The 19,251-nt window shown below is 69.1% G+C and carries 16 protein-coding genes; 5 read left to right on the top strand and 11 right to left on the bottom strand.

What is annotated here, in order from left to right:
• Nucleotides 1-13: 13 nt before the first annotated feature.
• Complete coding sequence (gene gcvH, locus ABZ803_RS04515) at nucleotides 14-406, bottom strand: glycine cleavage system protein GcvH (protein ID WP_357032819.1); 393 nt, start codon at nucleotides 404-406, stop codon at nucleotides 14-16.
• A 283-nt stretch (nucleotides 407-689) separates the two neighbouring features.
• Nucleotides 690-1,136: a cupin domain-containing protein gene (locus ABZ803_RS04510; RefSeq protein WP_357032816.1), complete on the bottom strand. Its 447-nt coding sequence runs from the start codon at nucleotides 1,134-1,136 to the stop codon at nucleotides 690-692.
• 133 nt (nucleotides 1,137-1,269) lie between these two features.
• Here ABZ803_RS04510 and ABZ803_RS04505 point away from each other — a divergent pair, with 133 nt between their 5' ends.
• Together ABZ803_RS04505 and ABZ803_RS04500 are read left to right on the top strand one after the other, a co-directional pair.
• Entirely contained in the window at nucleotides 1,270-1,968 is a 699-nt protein-coding gene (locus tag ABZ803_RS04505) for a TetR family transcriptional regulator (RefSeq protein WP_357032813.1), read from the top strand.
• Nucleotides 1,969-2,130: 162 nt separating this feature from the next.
• Nucleotides 2,131-3,834, top strand: coding sequence for a metallophosphoesterase (locus ABZ803_RS04500; protein WP_357032810.1), 1,704 nt, complete (start codon nucleotides 2,131-2,133; stop codon nucleotides 3,832-3,834).
• A 12-nt stretch (nucleotides 3,835-3,846) separates the two neighbouring features.
• Here ABZ803_RS04500 and ABZ803_RS04495 read toward each other — a convergent pair whose 3' ends face one another.
• Nucleotides 3,847-4,176, bottom strand: coding sequence for a TfoX/Sxy family protein (locus ABZ803_RS04495; protein WP_357032807.1), 330 nt, complete (start codon nucleotides 4,174-4,176; stop codon nucleotides 3,847-3,849).
• 491 nt (nucleotides 4,177-4,667) lie between these two features.
• Between ABZ803_RS04495 and ABZ803_RS04490 the strand changes: the two genes are divergently transcribed.
• Nucleotides 4,668-6,878, top strand: coding sequence for a hypothetical protein (locus ABZ803_RS04490; protein ID WP_357032804.1), 2,211 nt, complete (start codon nucleotides 4,668-4,670; stop codon nucleotides 6,876-6,878).
• Nucleotides 6,879-6,929: 51 nt separating this feature from the next.
• Here ABZ803_RS04490 and ABZ803_RS04485 read toward each other — a convergent pair whose 3' ends face one another.
• Nucleotides 6,930-7,958: an alpha/beta hydrolase family protein gene (locus ABZ803_RS04485; RefSeq protein WP_357032801.1), complete on the bottom strand. Its 1,029-nt coding sequence runs from the start codon at nucleotides 7,956-7,958 to the stop codon at nucleotides 6,930-6,932.
• Between the two features lie 174 nt (nucleotides 7,959-8,132).
• Nucleotides 8,133-9,044: an NAD-dependent epimerase gene (locus tag ABZ803_RS04480; protein ID WP_357032798.1), complete on the bottom strand. Its 912-nt coding sequence runs from the start codon at nucleotides 9,042-9,044 to the stop codon at nucleotides 8,133-8,135.
• A 140-nt stretch (nucleotides 9,045-9,184) separates the two neighbouring features.
• On the opposite strand from ABZ803_RS04480, the gene ABZ803_RS04475 reads away from it, so the two are divergent.
• Both ABZ803_RS04475 and ABZ803_RS04470 read left to right on the top strand, forming a co-directional pair.
• Nucleotides 9,185-10,165, top strand: coding sequence for a helix-turn-helix domain-containing protein (locus tag ABZ803_RS04475; protein ID WP_357032795.1), 981 nt, complete (start codon nucleotides 9,185-9,187; stop codon nucleotides 10,163-10,165).
• Between the two features lie 136 nt (nucleotides 10,166-10,301).
• Nucleotides 10,302-11,075 carry an SDR family oxidoreductase gene (locus ABZ803_RS04470; protein WP_357032791.1) on the top strand — a complete coding sequence of 258 codons (774 nt, stop codon included), beginning with the start codon at nucleotides 10,302-10,304 and terminating at the stop codon, nucleotides 11,073-11,075.
• Nucleotides 11,076-11,177: 102 nt separating this feature from the next.
• Here ABZ803_RS04470 and ABZ803_RS04465 read toward each other — a convergent pair whose 3' ends face one another.
• The 6 genes from ABZ803_RS04465 to ABZ803_RS04440 form a co-directional block, all read right to left on the bottom strand.
• Nucleotides 11,178-11,936 carry a sirohydrochlorin chelatase gene (locus tag ABZ803_RS04465; protein ID WP_357032788.1) on the bottom strand — a complete coding sequence of 253 codons (759 nt, stop codon included), beginning with the start codon at nucleotides 11,934-11,936 and terminating at the stop codon, nucleotides 11,178-11,180.
• Nucleotides 11,933-13,174 (bottom strand): uroporphyrinogen-III synthase, encoded by a 1,242-nt coding sequence (locus ABZ803_RS04460; RefSeq protein WP_357032785.1) that lies wholly within the window; start codon nucleotides 13,172-13,174, stop codon nucleotides 11,933-11,935. Before ABZ803_RS04460 ends, ABZ803_RS04465 begins: the two co-directional genes overlap by 4 nt.
• 7 nt (nucleotides 13,175-13,181) lie before the next feature.
• Nucleotides 13,182-13,583: a nitrite reductase small subunit NirD gene (nirD, locus tag ABZ803_RS04455; protein ID WP_357032782.1), complete on the bottom strand. Its 402-nt coding sequence runs from the start codon at nucleotides 13,581-13,583 to the stop codon at nucleotides 13,182-13,184.
• A gap of 64 nt (nucleotides 13,584-13,647) precedes the next feature.
• A complete protein-coding gene (gene nirB / locus ABZ803_RS04450; RefSeq protein WP_357032779.1) occupies nucleotides 13,648-16,173 on the bottom strand; it encodes a nitrite reductase large subunit NirB in 2,526 nt (841 codons plus the stop codon).
• 29 nt (nucleotides 16,174-16,202) lie between these two features.
• Complete coding sequence (locus ABZ803_RS04445; RefSeq protein WP_357034278.1) at nucleotides 16,203-17,708, bottom strand: nitrate/nitrite transporter; 1,506 nt, start codon at nucleotides 17,706-17,708, stop codon at nucleotides 16,203-16,205.
• A gap of 310 nt (nucleotides 17,709-18,018) precedes the next feature.
• Nucleotides 18,019-19,164 carry an MFS transporter gene (locus tag ABZ803_RS04440; RefSeq protein WP_357034276.1) on the bottom strand — a complete coding sequence of 382 codons (1,146 nt, stop codon included), beginning with the start codon at nucleotides 19,162-19,164 and terminating at the stop codon, nucleotides 18,019-18,021.
• Nucleotides 19,165-19,251 lie beyond the last annotated feature (87 nt).

Here is a 19,251-nt window from a genome sequence, read left to right as displayed (position 1 = left end):
CGGCGTTCCCCGCTCACGCGCCGAGATCCTCGAGCAACCGGCGGTAGGCGTCGGCATCGAGCAGCTCGTCATCCGAGACGCCTTCCGCCCGCCTGATCTTGAACAGCCAGGCCGCGTACGGGTCGTTGTTCACCTGCTCGGGGTCATCGACGATCGCCGGATTGACCTGGACGACTACGCCGCGCGCCGGGCTGTACATCTCGGCGATGGCCGAGACCGCCTCCACGGCGCCGACGGCCTCGCCGGTCCCGACGAACGTGCCGACGCCCGGCGTGGTGACGAACAGGATCGTGCCCAAGTTCTGTTGCGCATGGTCGGTGAGTCCAACCGCCAGCGTGCCATCGCGCTCCAGCCGTGCCCACATGTGCGCATCGGTGTATTTCAATTCAGCAGGAATCATCGACATGTCTGGGCTCCATCCGGAAGTCGACGCACCGCAGATCGCCCGCCGCGGACGATCACCGCACAGCTTGCTACACGGTCCGCGTCATCCGAGTTCGCACACGCCGACCGGAGCCCAGCGCGGCCGGATCATGTTCGATCGATCCCGCACGCGCCGAAACTTCACGAACTCGGACACGGGCGCATCGTCGTGCACACGACTGCTGAACCCGAGACAACCGCTTATCCAAGAGCCGCCGAGACCACTACGCTCGGAGTGTCGGCACCTTCGACCGGTGCCGAGGACGCTACGCGCAGGGCGGGGCGGGTGCGTCGATGAACAATGGCTCGCCTGTCGGTGGGGCGTAGACGACGTCGAGGACCAGCGGTTCGCTGCCGCGGTTCAGACCGACGTGGACGTTCCATTCGCCCGCGGGCTCGTAGATGAACTCGCCCGTGCGATAGACCGGTGCGTCACATTCGGGACCGGGGTGGGTGAGCGTTCCGGATCGGACGAAGCCGAAGACCGGGCCGACGTGATAATGCCAGCCGGTGGAGCCGCCGGGGCCGATCGTGATCTCGCGGACGACCAGATCGGTGCCCGCGACGAACGGTAGGAGCCCGGCGGGGATCCGGGCCTCACCGAGGGTGACGGCGGTGATGTCGCTACCGGGCGTCGCGTCGGCAGGTGCCGCACTCACCAGGGCGGCGGCGAGCGCCACCGGCACCACGGCGACGCGGAGAAAGAGCGTCATCCCCGCAGCCTAGTCACGGGGGTGCCGCACCGGAGCCCCGTTCGGTGACGATGCGGGAGAATCGGAATCCTGCCGAGCGACGCCGCTGTCGTGGCGAGTATCCACGACAAGATCCCTGGATTACCGTACGTACGTGGCCCGGACAGACGAAGAGGATTCGGCGGCGAAGATCATCGACGCGGTGTTGTCGATGCTCGAGTCGGACGGCTACGACGCGGTCCAGTTGCGGGCGGTCGCGCGGAACGCGCACGTCTCTCTCGCCACGGTCTACAAGCGGTACGCCACCCGTGACGATCTGATGCTCGCCGCGGTCGAGCGATGGATGGCGACCAATACCTACGCCACCCCGGCGCCGCAGATCGAAGGCGAGACGCTTCGCGAGGGCCTGATCCGGTTGTTGCGGTATGTATTCGAACCCTGGGAACGAAATCCCCGGATGCTCGAAGCCTACTATCGCGCACGATTCGGCCCCGGCGGCCGACGACTGGACGCTCAAGGCTTCGACGCCGTGCTGCCCGCTATCGCAGTCCTTTTCGCCGACGCCGAGCCCGACTACGTAGCGGACATCGCGCTCGTGCTGACCCATATGACCTACGCGCTGATCGGCCGCTTCGCGAACGCCGATCTCGACATCACCGAGATCCTGCCCGCGCTGGAGCGGACCGTCCTGAGGCTGACCGGGAACAACGAACCATCGGCGGCTGCCGCCGGGCGCGCGCGACCGGGCGCGCAGAGCTTCGCGTGGAGCGATTCGCTCGTCTCCCCGTTCTCCCCCGATCTCCCCACCGACCGGGATCGGTCGCCGCACCCGCCGGACCAGCCACCGGCGTAGACCGAGCCGACCGCGCCACGCTCCACGAATGCCCGGCCCGCGCAGTTCTTTTCCGGCATATGCCTGTTTCGCACCCGCCGAAGCCGGTCGTTCGCGAGGTATTCCCGCCTGCGGTGCGGTGTCGAGTTGCTCCGCGCGCCCGGCCGGTACAGCATCTGCGGTATGCCGTCCACACCGCTGAATCCAGCAGGCGACGTTCCCGACACCGGAATCCCCGGCCATCTCGCCGCTCACATGACCATGGCCGAGCAGCACGAATGGCACCGTGCCTACCTGCGCCGTCATCCGGTGTCCCGGCGCAATATCCTGCGCGGCGCCGCGGCGGCCGCCGCCGTGGCCACGATCGGCACGACGCCGTTCGGCAGGCGCGCCTACGCCGAGGACGCCCAGCTGGCGGTGGGTGGACGACGCGTCGCTTTCGGCCCGGAGGCGGCCGGCCAGTTGCGTTTCGCGGCGCAGCTGTCCCGGCGTCCGGCGGGCGCCACGGTGTACCTCGACCACGGACCGACGCCTGCGTTGGGCGGCACGGTCGAAGCCGAAGTGCGCAATCTGCTCACCCAACTGCCCACCGACGACGGCGGCGTGCTCGCGGCCGAACAGTTCTACGTCCACGCCCCGGTGGACGGCCTGCCCGGCCGGGTGCCGCACTTCTACCGCTGGCGGACCTCCGACGGGTTCGTCGGCGACATCCGCGCCGCCGCGCCCGCGATGCCCAGCGCACGCCCCGCGGTCCTTCCGTTCCGCTTCACCATGATGGGCGACCAGGGCACCGACGAGACCCCTGCGCTGCCCGAAGGCGTCGCTCCCGGCGACTACGACGACAAGTACTACAAGGCCGACAACGATCCGGCCGTGCCGCATGCGAGCAACGTGTTGCGCCAGATCGCCGCCGCGCGGCCCGATTTCCACATCCTCGCGGGCGACATCGCCTACGCCGATCCTTCCGGCGCGGGCAAGCCGGGACAGTTCGCCGCGCACGGAGCGCGACCGGCCAGCGGGTTCGACAAGTACAACCCCTACGTCTGGGACGTCTACTTCAACGCCATCGAGTCCAGCGCCGCGCAGACGCCGTGGATGTTCGCCACCGGCAATCACGACATGGAAGGCACCTACGGCGAGCACGGCTACGGCGGGCACCTGGCGCGCCTGGACTTCCCCGGCAACGGTCCGGCGGGCTGCCCGTCGGCGTACTCGTTCACCTACGGCAACGTCGCGGTGCTCTCGCTGGACGCCAACGAAGTCTCCTACGAGATCCGCGCGAACAGCGGCTACTCCGGTGGCGCGCAGACGAGCTGGGTGGAGCGCACCCTGGCCGCCTACCGCGCCGACGCCGACATCGACTTCATCGTCTGCTTCTTCCACCATTGCGCGTACTCGACCACCGAATCGCACGCCAGCGACGGCGGCGTGCGGGACGCGTGGGTAGGACTGTTCGACCGATTCCAGGTGGATCTGGTGTTGCAAGGCCACAATCACGTCTACGAGCGCACCGACCCGATCCGCGGCGGCCAGGCGACGAAGGTCGCGGGCGACAACTCGATCGTCTACCCGGAGACCGACGGGACCGTCTACTACACCGTGGGCGGCGGCGGTCGCCCGCGCTACGAATTCCAGCCGGGCTCACGAGAGACCTTCCGCGGCAACGAATTGCCCGACACCGGGGTGCCGAACAGCTACGTCTGGACGCCGGGCGGCGGCAAGCAGGACGAAGCCGCGCCATGGTCACGGGTCCGCTTCCGGAATTACTCGTTCCTGCGCGTCGACGTCCGGCCCGGCGTGTTCGCCAGCGAGATGGATGTGGTCGCGGTCGACGAGTACGGCCGCGAGTTCGACCGTGTGCTGTTCCGGCGGCAGGTCCGGCCCTGAGCCGGGCCGGTTCTATTTCTTCTTCGGCGGGAGGGTCCGGGCGTAGGCGACGCCGCGCTCGACCCATTCCCGCAGGACTTCGTCGTCGTCGGTGGCGGTGACCCGCAACCAGCCGACCATCTCGCGACCGCCCATGACCATGGGCTGCACGGCGTCATCCAGGAGCCGCTCGCCCTCCTCGGGATCCACCCGCACGAGCAGACCGCCCTGCCCGCTGGCGGCGACCGCCATATTGCCACTGATCAAGAAGGCGAGTCCGCCGAACATCTTCCGCTCGGTGAGTTCGGGGCCGGGCACGATCAGTTCCCGGATCCGCTCGGCCAGCTCCTCGTCGTATGCCATAGCGGCATTGTTCACCCGGTGTCCGACAAGTCCGCGTTCCGCCGGTCGAGAACGCCCGCGTGTCGTCTCCGGGGCCTCGGGGCGGCGTGAGCGGCCGAGCACATCGATGACACGGCATGCGTCCCAGGGCCGTGGCCGAAACTGAAAATTACTGCACCACAGTCATTTTGATCGGACCTCTAGGTATACGGCCGGAGTACGTACGTACACTCCCGAGCCGCCTGGTTGTCATTGGACGTTCAAGCGGATGTTTCCGTACCTGTCTGTAATACAGGCGTGAGACGGGGCCACGCATCGTCATCGGCCTCGGCGCGCAATCCGTTCGACTTCTCGCAATCGGCTGCGCCCCCACAGACGGGACGAAGGACTCTTCCGTGCACATCTGCCCCCCAGCGGTGCGATCACGCGCTGTCCGCCGTAGGTCATCGAGGCGGCATCCGATTCCGTTCCCGGACACGTTCCGCACAGCGGGGCGCGCACTGCGCGGCGGGGTGCCGAGCCGGTGGCCGCGTCTCGAAAAAGGGCTTTGGCGGCGCCGGGCCGTCTGGATCGCCCTGATCATCTTCGCGCTCTTCGTCTTCCCCGGCTTCGTCGGCGCGCTGGCCGCAGCACAGGACGCGGCGGGCGGCACGGCCGGAACCTCCCAGATCGACGGTCTCAGCTGGATGAACATCCACGACTCGTCGGGTATCGCGCTGTCGGACTACCGATTCGCGACCGGCGACGAAAGCTTGTTCAAGCCGCGCGCCACCATCCTGTGGGCCGTATTGGGTTTCGAGTTCATCGGTTACATAGCCATCGTGACGACGGCCATCTGGCTGATCGGCTACGCGTTGAGCTTCCGGTGGCTGGACATGTTCAGTGCGGCCCTGCACGGCGTGGCCGACGCCATGACGGCACAGATCGCGACCCCGATCATGCTGGTCACCGCGGCGAGCATCGGCGCGGTCTGCGTCGGGTGGTTCATCGCGCGCGGCTACCACGCGAAGGCCACCATGCAGGTGGTGACGATGGTGGGCGTGGCGCTGCTGGGTCCGTTGTTCCTGGCCGAGCCCTTGGCGGACGTGCTGTCCTCGCACGGGTTGCTGGCGCAGGGCCGCGATCTCGGCATCTCGGTGGCGGCGGGCTTGAACGGCGACGCCGATCCGAATCCGACCCAGCTGGTGGCGACGATGCAGAGCGATCTGGCCGACAATTTCGCCCGGCAGCCGTTGCAGGTGTGGAATTTCGGCCACACGGTCGACCAGCGGCCCGCCTGCCGGTCGGCCTGGTCGGCCGGTGTGGCGGCAGGCGACGACGCCCGGGTGATCAGCGGCTTGAAGTCGTGCGGCGACTCCGCCGCGCACGCGAAGGCCGAGAACCCATCCATGGGGCAGGTCGCCACCGGGCTCATGCTGCTGACCTGCGGCGGCATCCTGCTGGTCTTCGCGATGTACCTCGGACTCAAGGTGATCAAGGCCGCGCTCGACACGATCTATCACGGGTTCATGTCGATATTCGGTTTCGCCGCAGGCGGATTCGTGTACGGCCCGACGCAGACCTTCCTGGTTCGCAATATCGTGGACAGCTTCGTCGCGGCGGCGCGCATGACGGCGTACACCATCTTTCTCGGGGTCTACATCCTCTTCATGGGCAACCTGTTCGCGCAGGCCCGCGGCCAGGTCATGGCGGTGATCATCATCGCCGGCACCGTCGAGATCGTCGCCGTGTTCCAGCTCAAACGCCTCAGCAGCGGCCTCAGCCGCGGCAACGACTGGATCGCCAACCGGTTCGGCCTCGCGATCCAGGGTCAGGGCAAGTCCGCGAGCGGCGGCAGCGGCACCGCCCTCGGCATGGGTGGTGGGGGTGGCGGCGCTGGAAAGTCGGCGCCCGGAATGGGTTTGGTGAGCACCCTCACCACGCTCAACGCCATCAACTCCTCGCCGGTGACGGCATGGCTCGCCGGCGGACGGGTCAATCCGTTGAACCCGCTGTCGAGCACACGAAGGAGGATCGAACGCTCCACCAGGAGAATCCTGACCAGCCGCGAAGAGGGATACATCGAGCACCAGCTGGCCCGCACGAACTGGCGCGCTGTCGCGGTCGACGCGGCCGCGCCGATGGGCGGCATGCGCACCCAGCTGGGCGTATCCCGTGCCTTGAAGGTGCTTCGGGACAACAAGGTTCCCGATTCACGGATCCATGCCGTGCTGCTCTCCTCCGGCGCCACCCACGAGCGGGTGACCCACGCGTTCACGGCGTACTCCGTCCAGGAATCGACGGCATCGCAGAATCCGTACAGCTTCGCACCGTTGCAGAAGGCGATCGCGGCGGCCTGGGCGGTGGACAACCATGTCGACCACGAGGCGCACGACGCCTTCGCCGCCCAGGCGGTCATCGCGGCGGACAGTTTCGTCCGGCACAGCAACGCACCGGCCCCCGGCGCCGCCATCGATCACGGATTCGTGCAGCGGGTCGAGCAGAATTGGCATTCGGACCGGGCGCTGCGGGCGGCGATCACGCCGGACGAGTGGGACGGCGCGGGGCGTGACACCCGATGGGCGATCGGGCACCGAGTCGCGACCTTGCACCAGCAGGCGGCCCGGACTTACTACGAGAATCCGAACGACATCAACCGGGAAGCCTTGATGCGATCGGCCAGACGCGTCGCCAACCTCGACCACCTGGATCCCGAGGGCGGACTCGACCCCTGGAATCCGTAGCGAACTCGCGCCTACCGGGCCGATCCGGGCCCGGCCGCCGGGTGGTCCCGATCAGACGCCCAGCGCACCCGCGAACAGCGGCCAGGACTCGTGCACGTCGTCCTGCCAATAGGTCCAGGCATGCGTGCCCGCGGGGCGGAGATTCGCCGTGAAGGGGATGCCGAGAGCGCTCAGCCGGTCCACGAACGCCCGGGTGCAACCGTTGATCACCGTCTCCATGCCTCCGCCCACCAGCAACCGATCCATCAGCCGGAAGGGGTTGCCGTCGATGCCGGGATCGCTGAGCGTCTCGTGCGATCCCGGTGCGCCGGTGCTCGCCGAGATGTAGAGCGCCACACCGCGCAGCCGCTCGGCCTGCACCATGGGGTCGTGTTCGGCCCAGGCCGGATCGCCGGGCGGACCCCACATATTGGCCGGGTCCGCGCCGAACACTCCCAGTTGCGATCGGACGATCGCCTGGCCCATCGGATCGCTGGTGCGTGGACACCCACTGTAGGCGCCGACGGCTTGATACAGGCCGGGCGCACCGATCGCGAGATCCAACGCGGAAGTCGCCGACATGGAAAGTCCCGCGACGGCGTTGCGGCCGTTCATCCCGAACCTGGCCCCGAGCAGCGGCGGCAGTTCCCTGGTCAGGAACGTCGTCCACATGTTGCGGCCGAGCACAGGGTCATCGCGCAGCCAATCGGTGTAATAGCTGGCGCGCCCGCTCAACGGCACGATCACGTTGACCGGTTTGTCCGCGAAGAACGCCGCGATGTCGGTGCGCCGGGTCCACGGACCCCCGTCCTCGCCCCCGTCCACGGCGTTCAGCAGGTACAGCGCGGGAGCGCCGGAACCCGGATGCGACATCCACAGCGTGATGGGGCGATCCATCGCCGCGGAGTGGACGACGACTTCGAACTCCCGCCCACCCAGCGGGCGCACGTCGAGAATGCTCGCGCCGGGATCGGCGGCGGCGGTCGTGGCCGGGACGAAGGCGGCGCACACCGCGAGAAGTGGAACCAGGCATCGCAGGAGCCGGTACATGAAACGAGTGTCCATCACCCCACCGGGACGCATCTGGCATTCGTCGAGCATGTTCTCAATCGCACATGAAATTGCTGCTCAAATGCTATCAACGCCGATAATCTCGATTATTCGACCTATAAAGCAATTATTCGGCAAATATCAACGTACGATCCCGCTGCGACCGGCGGGCCGCGCATCCACCGTGCGTGCGAGACCCGCGCGCGGATCTCGCACGCACCGCCATCAATCCCCGCGCACCACCTGTGCGAACACCTCATCCAGATCGGATGCCTTCAGTCCGAACGTGTCACGAATGGCTGAATCGTCGACTGTGAAGACCTCGTGGGACATGTGGTATGTCTCGAACAGTTCGGCGTAGAACGGATCGGTCAGACCGAGCAGCGTCAGCTCCCGATCGCTCATGACGGCCAGCCGCGGCTCGGGCGCTCCGGCGGCCGCGGCGAACCGCCCGGCCATCTCCCGTACGGTCGCCGTGATACTCGGCGCATGCCAGGGGCGGCCCCACGCGCGCTCGTCGCGAGCGACGGCGACCGCCGCCGCCGCCGCGTCACCGACCGCGGTGTAGGCGTGCGGCAGGTCGAGTTCCTGCGGCAGCAGCGCCAACTGCCCGGCCAGGATCTTCGGCTGGGCGAGCAGTGAGAACAACGAGATCGCACCGGGGCCGACGAATTGTCCCGCCCTGACCTCGGTGACGCGCACCCGTCCCGCCCGGTGCGCTTCTTCGGCTTCGCGCCACATGCGGGCGCGCACCAGTCCTTTCGGGCCGGTGGCCGCGAGCGGGGACTGCTCGGTGACCGGACTGTCGACGGGACCGTAGCCGTACAGATTGCCGAGCATCACGTAGTTCGCATCGGTCCGCTCGGCGACGGACCGGATGGACCCGAACAACGGCGGAATGGTCTGCGGCCAGGTGTGATACGCGGGCATGGCCATGTTGAACAAGGTTTCCGCACCCTCCGCGACGGCGGTCAGCGCGGCCGCATCCAGCGCGTCCATGGCGATTCGTTCGATCCGCGGGTGCTCGGGCCCAGCGCCGCTGCGGCTGACCATGCGTACCCGGTCGCCGGACTCGGCGAGTAGCGCCGCGGTGGCCGAAGCAGTGGCGCCGCGACCGACGATGACATGCGTTTGCATGCGAATTCCTCTCTACAACAACCAGATTCACGCGAACGCAGGTCTGTCCGTGCCGTTTGCCGATCGCGTACCAGTCAGCCTGCCGGGACGCGGGCGGGTAGACTACTGGCCGGATTGCCAACTATCCCAAGGATCGGGCCATGCTGACTGTCGCCGTTGTCGCGGTTCCCCCGGTGAAGGCTTTCGACCTGGCCATGCCGGAAACGGTGCTCGGCGCGGCGATGGTGGACGGCGAACCCGGCTACCGCATCCTCGTGTGCACCGCGGCGCCCGGCGTGCTGCCCGCCGGACTGGGTGGCTTCGACGTGGTGGTCTCCCGCGGCCTGGCGGCGATCGAGGAAGCGGACATCGTCATCGTGCCGAGCACCGGCAGCCGCGCGGACGCCGACGCCGCCACACTGACCGCCCTGCGTGGCGCGGTGGCCGCGGGCAAACGCGTCACCTCGATCTGCAGCGGCGCTTTCGTCTTGGCGCAGGCGGGCCTGCTGTCCGGCCGCACCGCCACCACGCACTGGGGCCTGGCCGACGAACTGGCGGCGAACCACCCGGATGTGGCGGTCCGCAGCGACGCGCTGTTCATCGAGGACGGCCCGATCACCACGGCCGCGGGCGCGGCGGCCGGAATCGATCTGTGCCTGCACCTGATTCGCATCGACTACGGCGCGACGGTGGCGAACGCCGCCGCCCGCACCGCCGTCGTCACGCCGGTGCGGTCCGGCGGGCAAGCTCAGTTCGTGGACGCACCCCTGCCCGCGGAGAAAGGTGTCACGCTCGCCGACACCCGCGCCTGGGCGCTGCGGCGGCTGGACACGCCGCTGTCGCTGGACGACCTGGCCGCCCACGCGCGCACCAGCGTTCGCACACTGACCCGCCGCTTCCACGAGGAAACCGGTCTCAGCCCGCAGAAATGGCTGCTGCACCAGCGCTTACAACGCGCAAGGGAACTGCTGGAATCCACCACGCTGCCGATGGACCAGGTGGCCAGGCACAGCGGCCTCGGCTCGGCGGAGTCGTTGCGGCAGCACATGATCCGGCAGGTAGGGGTGCCACCGAGCAGCTACCGCGCGTCGTTCACCCGCGCGCCCGCCTCGATGAGCCGCGGGGAACTTACTCGGCCCTAGCGCGCGGCAGGCGGGCCCACCGAACCGACGCGACCGAACAATCGCTCCGCGGCCGGCCCTGCTACCGGCTGTGCGACTCGCCACTGTGACGGCGCACTTGCCTACGCCTGCCCGGTTTCCTCGGTAGAAGTTGACCATGACCAAGATTCTCGTCACGGGCGGAACCGGCGCGCTGGGCAGGCTTGTGGTCGATCGGCTGCGCGAAGCGGGTCATGATGTGCGGGTGCTCTCCCGTCGCTCGGGAGCGGGCACGCATGTGGGCGATCTGCGCACCGGTACCGGCGTGGCGGAGGCCGCGGCGGGTACCGACGTAATCGTGCACGCGGCCTCGGATTTCCGCCGGATGGGCGGCTCCGACCTCGCCCAGACCGAGCATCTGCTGCGGCACGCTCGAGAGGTCCGGCACCTGCTGTACGTGTCGATCGTCGGGATCGACCGCATCCCGTTCCGGTACTACCGGAACAAGCTGGCCTGCGAGCAAGCCGTCATCGACAGTGGCGTGCCGCACACGATCCTGCGGGCGACGCAGTTCCACGAGCTGATCGCGGCCGTGTTGCACAGCGTCGAGAGATGGCCGGTGGCGCCGCTGCCGCCGCACTTCCGTTTCCAGCCGGTCGCCGCCGCCGACGTGGCGCGGCGGCTCGCCGCGCTGGCCGACGGCGAGCCGCTCGGCCGGGCTCCGGACTTCGGGGGTCCGGAAGTGCGGACGATGAGCCAGTTGGCGCAGGTCTGGCAAGCCGCCCGGCAGCGGCCGCGGCGGATCGTCCCGCTCCCGGTGCCCGGCCGAATCGGGAGCGCGTTCCGCGCGGGCCTGAACACCTGCCCGGATCATCCCGACGGCACACAGACCTGGTCGCAGTTCGTCGCGGCGAACCCGGCGAATCCCTATGCCGCCGAACGAAAGCGATGACCGCGGAACCGCGGCGGACCGGGCGGCTCACCGCCTCGTCCGAGCCGCCGGAACCGTAGACCAGCCCTGCCGGTACCGGTGGCGGCGCGGAATGCCGATCGCTCAGCGAGCCCGCGCCCGGACCATCTCCCCCGCGGCCACCCGGTAGCGGTCGGCGATCAACCGGACGACCGCCGGGTGCACACCGATGGGCTCGGCGACGCCGTCGGCTCCCGCTTCGTGCAGGCGCTGCTGGAACAGGCCGTGCGCGAGCAGGTACGAGGCGACGAAGACCCGGTCCGCCCCCGCCGCGCGCAATTCCGCGACGACGTCCGGCACGCGCGGCGCGCCGGTCGCGACGTAGCCGATGCGGACCGCGACCCCGAGGTGCTCGGCCAGCAGCGCGGCCGCGCGCCGGACGTCCTGCCGGGCACGGGCATCCGAGGAGCCCGCAGCGGCGAAGACGACCGCGTCGCCCGGGGCCCAGCCCGCCGCGCGCAGGCGCATCGCCATGATCCGCGCCAGCGCCGGGTCCGGGCCCATGGCGGGCGTGACCGTCACCGCGGGATGGGCGCTCTCGGCGACCTCACGCGGCACGTCCTGGTACACGTGGTATCCCGAGGCCAGGAACGCCGGAACCAGGACGGCGGGTACGGATTCGCCGGTGGGGGTGACCAGGTCGCGCAGCACCTCCGACGGCGAAGGGCCGAGCACGTCCACGAATGCCGTGCGCACCCAGGGACTGTCGCCGGTCTCGGTGCCGGGCCCCGAAATCCCGGCACCGAGTTCCTTCGTCACGGCCTCGGCGAGCGCCGCGATCATCTGCACGCCCTTGGTGCTGCGCGTCCCGTGGGCCACCAGCACCAGGGCGGGCGCGGTCACCAGCTCCCCGCAGTCTGGATGTGCCGAGGTGCCCGGGTCGGAATTCCGACGCCGGGCACCTGCGGGCCTCCTGTCGCGGTGGGCCGTGGATTGTTGTCGGTACATTCCGCCGGGTCCAGCGCGAGCCGGTACCCGCGTTTGACCACGGTCTGAATCGCCTTCGGCGTGCCGAGTCCGGCGCGCAGCCGGGCGATGGCGGTCTCCACCGCGTGCGTGTCGTCCCCGCCGCCGGGCAGCGCGGCGAGCAAGTCCTCGCGGGAGACGACCCGGCCGGGCTGACGGGCCAGCGAGCGCATCAGGGCCATCGGGGCGGGCGCCAGCTGACGCACCTGACCGTCGACCACCACGCAGGCGCCGCGCACGCTGATGATGTGGCCCGCGGCGTGAATCCGGTTGGCGCGCCGAGGCAGTTCCTCGGCGACGTGGCGGGCCAGCGCACCGAGGCGGGCCCGGCCCGGCATCGAGGTGGGCACCCCGAGTTCCTCCAGCGGCGCGGCCGTGATCGGGCCGACGCAGGCGGGCAGCACCCGGCCGCGCAGCGCGTAGAGCAACCCCTCCAGCAGTCCGGTTTCCTTGGCACGCATCAACATCGACGCCACGGCAGGGGCGCTGGTGAAGGTGACGCAGTCCATGCCGGAGGTGACGATCGACTCGATGAGGTGATCCATCGGCCCTTGATCGTCCGGCGGCACCCAGCGGTACACCGGCACCGGCACGACATCCGCGCCCGCGCACCGCAGGACCTCGCAGAAGTCGGGTACCGGTTCCCACTCGGTGGTGGCACCGTGCAACTGCACGGCGATCCGGACGCCCTCCACGCCTTCGGCGAGCAGGTGATCGAGCACTTCGGCGGACGACTCGGAGGCGGGCGACCATTCCTCGCGCAATTCCGCGGCGCGGATGGCGCCCTTGGCCTTCGGGCCGCGCGCGAGCATCCGGGTGGTCCCCAGCGTCGTGCGCAGGTCCTCGGCCAGGCCCCAGCCTTCGGCCGCCTCCATCCACCCGCGGAACCCGATTCCCGTGGTGGCCACGGTGATCTGCGGTGGATCGGCGACCAGCTGCCGGGTCACTCGTTCCAGCTCGTTGTCGTCGGACAGCGGGATGATCCGGATGGCGGGCGCCGAAACGATGGTCGCGCCCCGGCGTTCGAGCAGCGTGGCGAACTCCACCGCCCGCCGGGCCGCCGTGATGCCCACCGTGAATCCGGCCAGGCTCTCGCCGGCGTCAATTGTTGTCATTGGCGTTTCATCCATCCGAGGACGCGAGCGCGGCGGCAACCGGCTCGTTGGAAATCGAAACGATGCCGTCGTCCACGCGCACCGCGTACACCGGCAGCACCGCCGATTCGTCGTCCAGGCAACGCCCGTCGACCAGAGAGAAGGCCTGCTTCAGCAGCGGCGAGGCCACGACGGGCGCCCCACCGCGGTCGCCGACGATCCCACGCGACATGACCGCCGCCCGGCCGATCGGATCGATATTGCCGACGGCATACAGCATGCCGTTATCCAGCAGGAACAGGGCGGCCTGCTGGCCGCCTTTCAGCAACACCGCAACGCCGCGGCCGGGAATCAGGTAGTCGAGACGGCAAGCCTGTGTCCACCCGGTGGTGGTAGCTGTGGCAATGCCGGGGGTATCGATCACGGTCATCGGTGTCATCCTCCAAACGCCTTACTCATTGGTACCGGCGTTCTGTTTCCAAGCGGTTAAGCGGTCATTTCCCCTGCGTGGCGACGGGAACTTTGGGCAGTCCGAGCAGGACGGGAACCTTCCGTTCGCCCGAATCGTCGAACGAAATCGTCGGATCCGCTTCCTCCGGGGCGTTGACGAACGACACGAAGCGAGAAAGCTTCTCCTCGTCGTCCAGCACCGCGGCCCACTCGTCGCGGTAGCCGGCGACGTGCTGGGCCATCGCCGCCTCCAGATCCTCGGCGATGCCGAGGCTGTCCTCGCAGATCACCTGCTTGAGGTAATCCATGCCGCCCTCCAGCGCTTCCTGCCAGGGAGCGGTGCGCTGCAAACGATCAGCGGTGCGGATGTAGAACATCAGGTACCGGTCGATGTACTTGATCAGCGTCTCGTCGTCGAGTTCACCGGCCAGCAGCACCGCGTGCTTCGGGGTGAGGCCGCCGTTGCCGCCGACGTAGAGGTTCCAGCCGTTCTCGGTGGCGATCACGCCGACGTCCTTGCCGCGCGCCTCGGCGCATTCGCGGGCGCACCCGGAGACCGCGAGCTTCAGCTTGTGCGGCGACCGCAGGCCGCGGTAGCGCTTCTCCAGCAGCACGGCCATGCCGACCGAGTCCTGCTGGCCGTAGCGGCACCAGGTGGAGCCGACGCAGCTCTTCACGGTGCGCAGCGACTTGCCGTAGGCGTGACCGGATTCCATGCCCGCGTCGACCAGCCGCTTCCAGATCAGCGGCAACTGCTCGACGCGCGCGCCGAACAGGTCGATGCGCTGGCCGCCGGTGACCTTCACGTACAGGCCGAATTCCTTGGCCACCTCGCCGATGGTGATCAGCTGCTCGGCGGTGACCTCGCCGCCGGGCATCCGCGGCACCACCGAGTAGGTGCCGTTCTTCTGGAGGTTGGCCAGGAAGTGGTCGTTGGTGTCCTGCAGCGCGGCCTGCTCACCGTCGAGGATGTGGTCGCTCGAGGTGGAGGCGAGGATGGACGCCACGGTCGGTTTGCAGATGTCGCAGCCCGCGCCCTTGCCGTACTTGGCGATCAGGCCGGAGAAGGTGCGGATGCCGGTGACCTGGACGATCTGGAACAGCTCGGCGCGCGACTGCTCGAAGTGCTCGCACAGCGCCTTGGACATCTCCACGCCGGACTGCTCGAGCAGCTTCTTGAGCATGGGAACGCAACCGCCGCAGGAGGTTCCGGCGGTGGTGCAGCTCTTGATCGCCGGGACGTCGCAGGCGCCGTCGGCGATCGCCCCGCATATCGCGCCCTTCGACACGTTGTTGCACGAGCAGATCTGCGCGTCGTCGGGCAGCGCGTCGGCGCCCAGTTCGGCGCCCGCGGGCGAGATCAGCGCGGCCGGTTCGGCGGGCAGCGGGCGGCCGACCAGCGGGCGCAGCGCCGAGTAGGCGGTGGCGTCGCCGACCAGGATGCCGCCGAGCAGGGTCTTCGCGTCGTCGGAGACGACCAGCTTGGCGTAGGTGCCCTTGGCCGCGTCGTGCAGCACGACCGACAGCGCGCCCTCGGTGACGCCGTGCGCGTCACCGAAGCTGGCCACGTCCACACCCAGCAGCTTGAGCTTGGTCGACATGTCCGCGCCCGGGAACTCGCCCGAGCCGCCCAGGAGGCGGTCGGCCACGATCTCGGCGGTGCTGTAGCCCGGCGCGACCAGGCCGTAGCACACGCCCTCGACGGCGGCGCATTCGCCGATGGCCCAGATGTTCGGGTCGGAGGTCTGCAAGCCGAGATCGGTGATGATGCCACCGCGGGGGCCGACCTCGATTCCCGCGTCGCGGGCGATCTGGTCGCGCGGGCGGACACCGGCGGAGAACACCACGAGCCCGGCTTCGATCACCGTCTCGTCGGACAGGGTGACCTTCACTCCCTGGTCGGCCGCCTCGATCGAGGAGGTGCCCACGCCGGTGTGCACGTGCAGGCCGAGATCGGTGACCAGGCGCTCCAGGATGGCGCCGCCGCCCTCGTCGACCTGGGCGGGCATCAGCCGGGTGTTGTACTCGACCACGTGCGGGGTGAGCCCGAGCAGGCGCAGCGCGTTCGCGGCCTCCAGGCCGAGCAGGCCGCCGCCGACCACCACGCCCACCCCGCCGGGACCGGCGGCTTCGGCGGCCGCGCGGATGCCGTCGAGGTCGTCGAGGGTGCGGTAGACGAAGCAGGCGGGGTCGTCGTGGCCGGGCACCGGCGGCACGAACGGGTAGGAACCGGTGGCCAGCACGAGCGCGTCGTAGGCGAGGATGTCGCCCGACGAGGTGGTCACCTTGCGCGCCGCCCGGTCGATGGACTCGGCGCTCTGGCCCAGGCGCAGCTCGACCAGCTCGTCACCGGCGTACTCGTTGCCGGGCAGCGCGAGCGCGCTCGCGTCCCACGCGCCGACGTAGGAGGAGAGGCCGACGCGGTCGTAGGCGGGCAGCTTCTCCTCGCTGAGGATGATCACCTGCCAGCGGCCTTCGGTGTCGCGCGAGCGCAGCGCCTCGACGAACCGGTGCCCGACCATTCCGTGGCCGACGACCACCGCGGTCTTACGAGCGACTGTGGGGTTCATCTGTGTGTCCTCCTGGACTGGATCGGGTGTCAAGCGCGGGCCGACGAGCCGGCGGACGGGGTCTGGGACGGGGACTGGCCCGCTTCGGCTTCGAGGACGAAGGTCTCCGCCTCGGTCACGACATCGGAGTCGGCGGGCAGGCCCCGCAGGCTGGGACGGCGCAGGAACACCGCCCAGACCACCAGGGCGCACAGCACGTAGAAGGCCATGAACACCCAGAACGCGGTGGTGGCCGACTTGGTGGACGCGTAGGAGGAGCGCAGCACCAGGTTGATGCCCACGCCGCCGAGGGCGCCGATGGCGCCGACGAAACCGATCAGCGCGCCGGAGGTGTTCTGCGACCAGGCCGACCGTTCGGCGGGCGTGGCGTCCAGGCTCCTGGACTTGGCCTCGAACACCGACGGGATGATCTTGGTGACCGACCCGTTGCCGATGCCGGAGAGCACGAACAGGGCGATGAAGCCGACCACGAGCGCGGTCATCACGGCCCCGCCCGCCACGCCGTTGTTGCTGTCGGCCATCGTGCTGGCCACGGTGACCACCACGGCCGCCGCCATCATGGCGCCGAAGACGTAGAGGGTGACGCGGCTGCCGCCGATGCGGTCGGCCCACTTGCCGCCGTAGGGCCGGGCCAGCGAGCCGAGCAGCGGACCGATGAAGGCGATCTGCGCGGCGTGCAGCGTGGCCTGCGCGACGCTGTCGCCGCCTGCCCGGAAGCTGATCTGCAGGATCTGGCCGAAGGCGAAGCTGTAGCCGATGAACGAGCCGAAGGTGCCGATGTAGAGGAACGCGATCGCCCAGGACTGCGGCACCTTCAGGGCCATGAGCATGTAGGACAGATCGGCCTTCTGGTTGGGCAGGTTGTCCATGAACAGCGCGGCGCCCAGTCCGGCGATCGCGATGAGCACCAGGTAGACCGCGCAGATCAGCGAGGCGTACCCGTTGCCGATGGTCGCGATGACCAGCAGGCCGATCAGCTGGATCACCGGAACGCCGATGTTGCCGCCGCCCGCGTTCAGGCCGAGCGCCCAGCCCTTGAGCCGCTGCGGGTAGAAGGCGTTGATGTTGGTCATCGAGGAGGCGAAGTTGCCGCCGCCGAAGCCCGCGAAGGCCGCGACCACCAGGAAGGTGGTGTACGAGGTGCCGGGCTGGTTGATGAAATACAGCGTGAGCAGCGTCGGGATCAGCAGCATCGCCGCGCTGAACACCGTCCAGTTGCGCCCGCCGAACCGCGCGGTCGCCACGGTGTAGGGAATCCGAAGGAACGCGCCCACCAGGGTCGGCATGGCGACCAGGAAGAACTTGCCCGCCGGGTCGATGCCGAACTTGTCGGTCGGCATGAACAGCACCATCACCGACCAGATCGACCACACCGAGAATCCGACGTGCTCGGCGAAGACCGACCAGATCAAGTTGCGCCGGGCGACGTCCTTGCCGCCCGCTTCCCAGGCGGCGACATCCTCCGCATCCCAGTGCTCGATGCGCGGCCTGCGGATCTTCGTCCGTCCCAGCGCTTCCAGACGGTTACGCGTCAGCGTGCTCAACGGGGCCTCCCAATGTCGGTTGGCTCCACGGTAGGAAAGGGGTATTGCCGAAATGCTGCGCGAAATGACCGTCAAATCAACGGTTGCTCACGATTACCCGCGATCGGGGGTGAGTTTCGCGGGAATGTTTCAGGCATGTGACACAACGGTTTCCATGCGTCACAAAAGGACAGAATTCGAATTCCGCGGGCGGTGAGGTGTGACGCGCGCTACGTCGCACAATTCGGATGCGCACATCCTCACCCTGTTCGCACAGTCGCGCAACCGGAGCTGTGAGATTCGGCGCCGACGGCGCCGCGCCTCAATTCCAGGTGTCTTCGAGCAGCCGCGGCTTGCACGCCTGCCAGGCGCCCGCCAGCAGGACCAGCACCGCCAGGCCGAGCAGCGCGAACGGAAGCAGCCAGCCACCCGTCGCCGTGTGCAGCACGCCGAACAGCAGCGGGCCCACGCAGGCCACGGCGTAGCCGACGCCCTGGGTGAAGCCGGACAGCGCGGCCGACCCGGCAGGGGTGCGGGTGCGCAGGTTGATCAGCGTCAGCGCCATCGGGAACGTACTCGGGCCGAGACCGAGCACGACGACCCAGAGGATCGGCGCGGCCATCGGCGCGATGAGCAGTCCGGCGAACGCGATGAAGAACAGCACCGCGCAGCCCACCACCACAGGGAACGGATTGCGGAACCGGGCGACCACGGTGGGTGCGGTGAGCGCGGCCACTAGGCCGACCACGGCGAACAGACCGACCATGGCCCCGCCGTACGCGGCGCTCGCGCCCGCCTCGCTCAGGATCTTCGGCAACCAGGTGAACATCGCGTAGGTGGTGAGCGAGGTCATGCCGAACATGCCCGCCATTCCCCAGGCGATGGGCGAGCGCCACACGCGCCCGGTGGGCGGCTGCTCCGGCACGGCCGTCCGGTCCGCGCCGTCGTGACCGCGCCTGCCGCGCAGCACCGCCAGCCACGGCACCGCCGCGGCGAAGCCGAGCACGCCCCACACCCCGAGCGACACGCGCCAGCCGTGCGCGTCCGCGACCGGGACCGCGATGAAGGCGGGCACGACCGTGCCGAGTTGCACCATCACGATGTACAGCGAGCTGATCACGGCGACGCGATCCGGGAAGTACCGCTTCACCAGCGGCGGGATCACCACGTTTCCGATGCCCATGCCCGCGAGGGCGAGGGCCGAGAAGACGAGCAGTTCGGCGGTGCCCGACATCAGTACCCGCAGCACCATGCCCGCGCCCGCCATCAGCATGGCCGTCAGCGCGGTGCGCTCCAGCCCGAGCCGGACCGCCAGGACCGGGGTGAGCAGCCCGGACAGCGCGAACATGGCGGTGGGGATCATGCCGAAGACGCCGACAACGGCTGCCCCGTAACCGATCTCGGCGCCGATCCGCTCGGCCAGCGGGCTGTACGCGGTGACGGCGACCCGCAGCGTGAGCGCCGACATCACGATGGCGGTGAGTACCAGCAGGCGGCCCTCGGTCAGCGCACGTCGACGGCGCTCGACCAGGACGGATTCCTGGCGAGCCTCGGT

This window comes from Nocardia sp. NPDC047648 (assembly GCF_040642815.1).
GTDB classification, from domain to species: Bacteria; Actinomycetota; Actinomycetes; order Mycobacteriales; family Mycobacteriaceae; genus Nocardia; species Nocardia gamkensis.
This window is presented reverse-complemented; position numbering and strand designations above follow the sequence as displayed.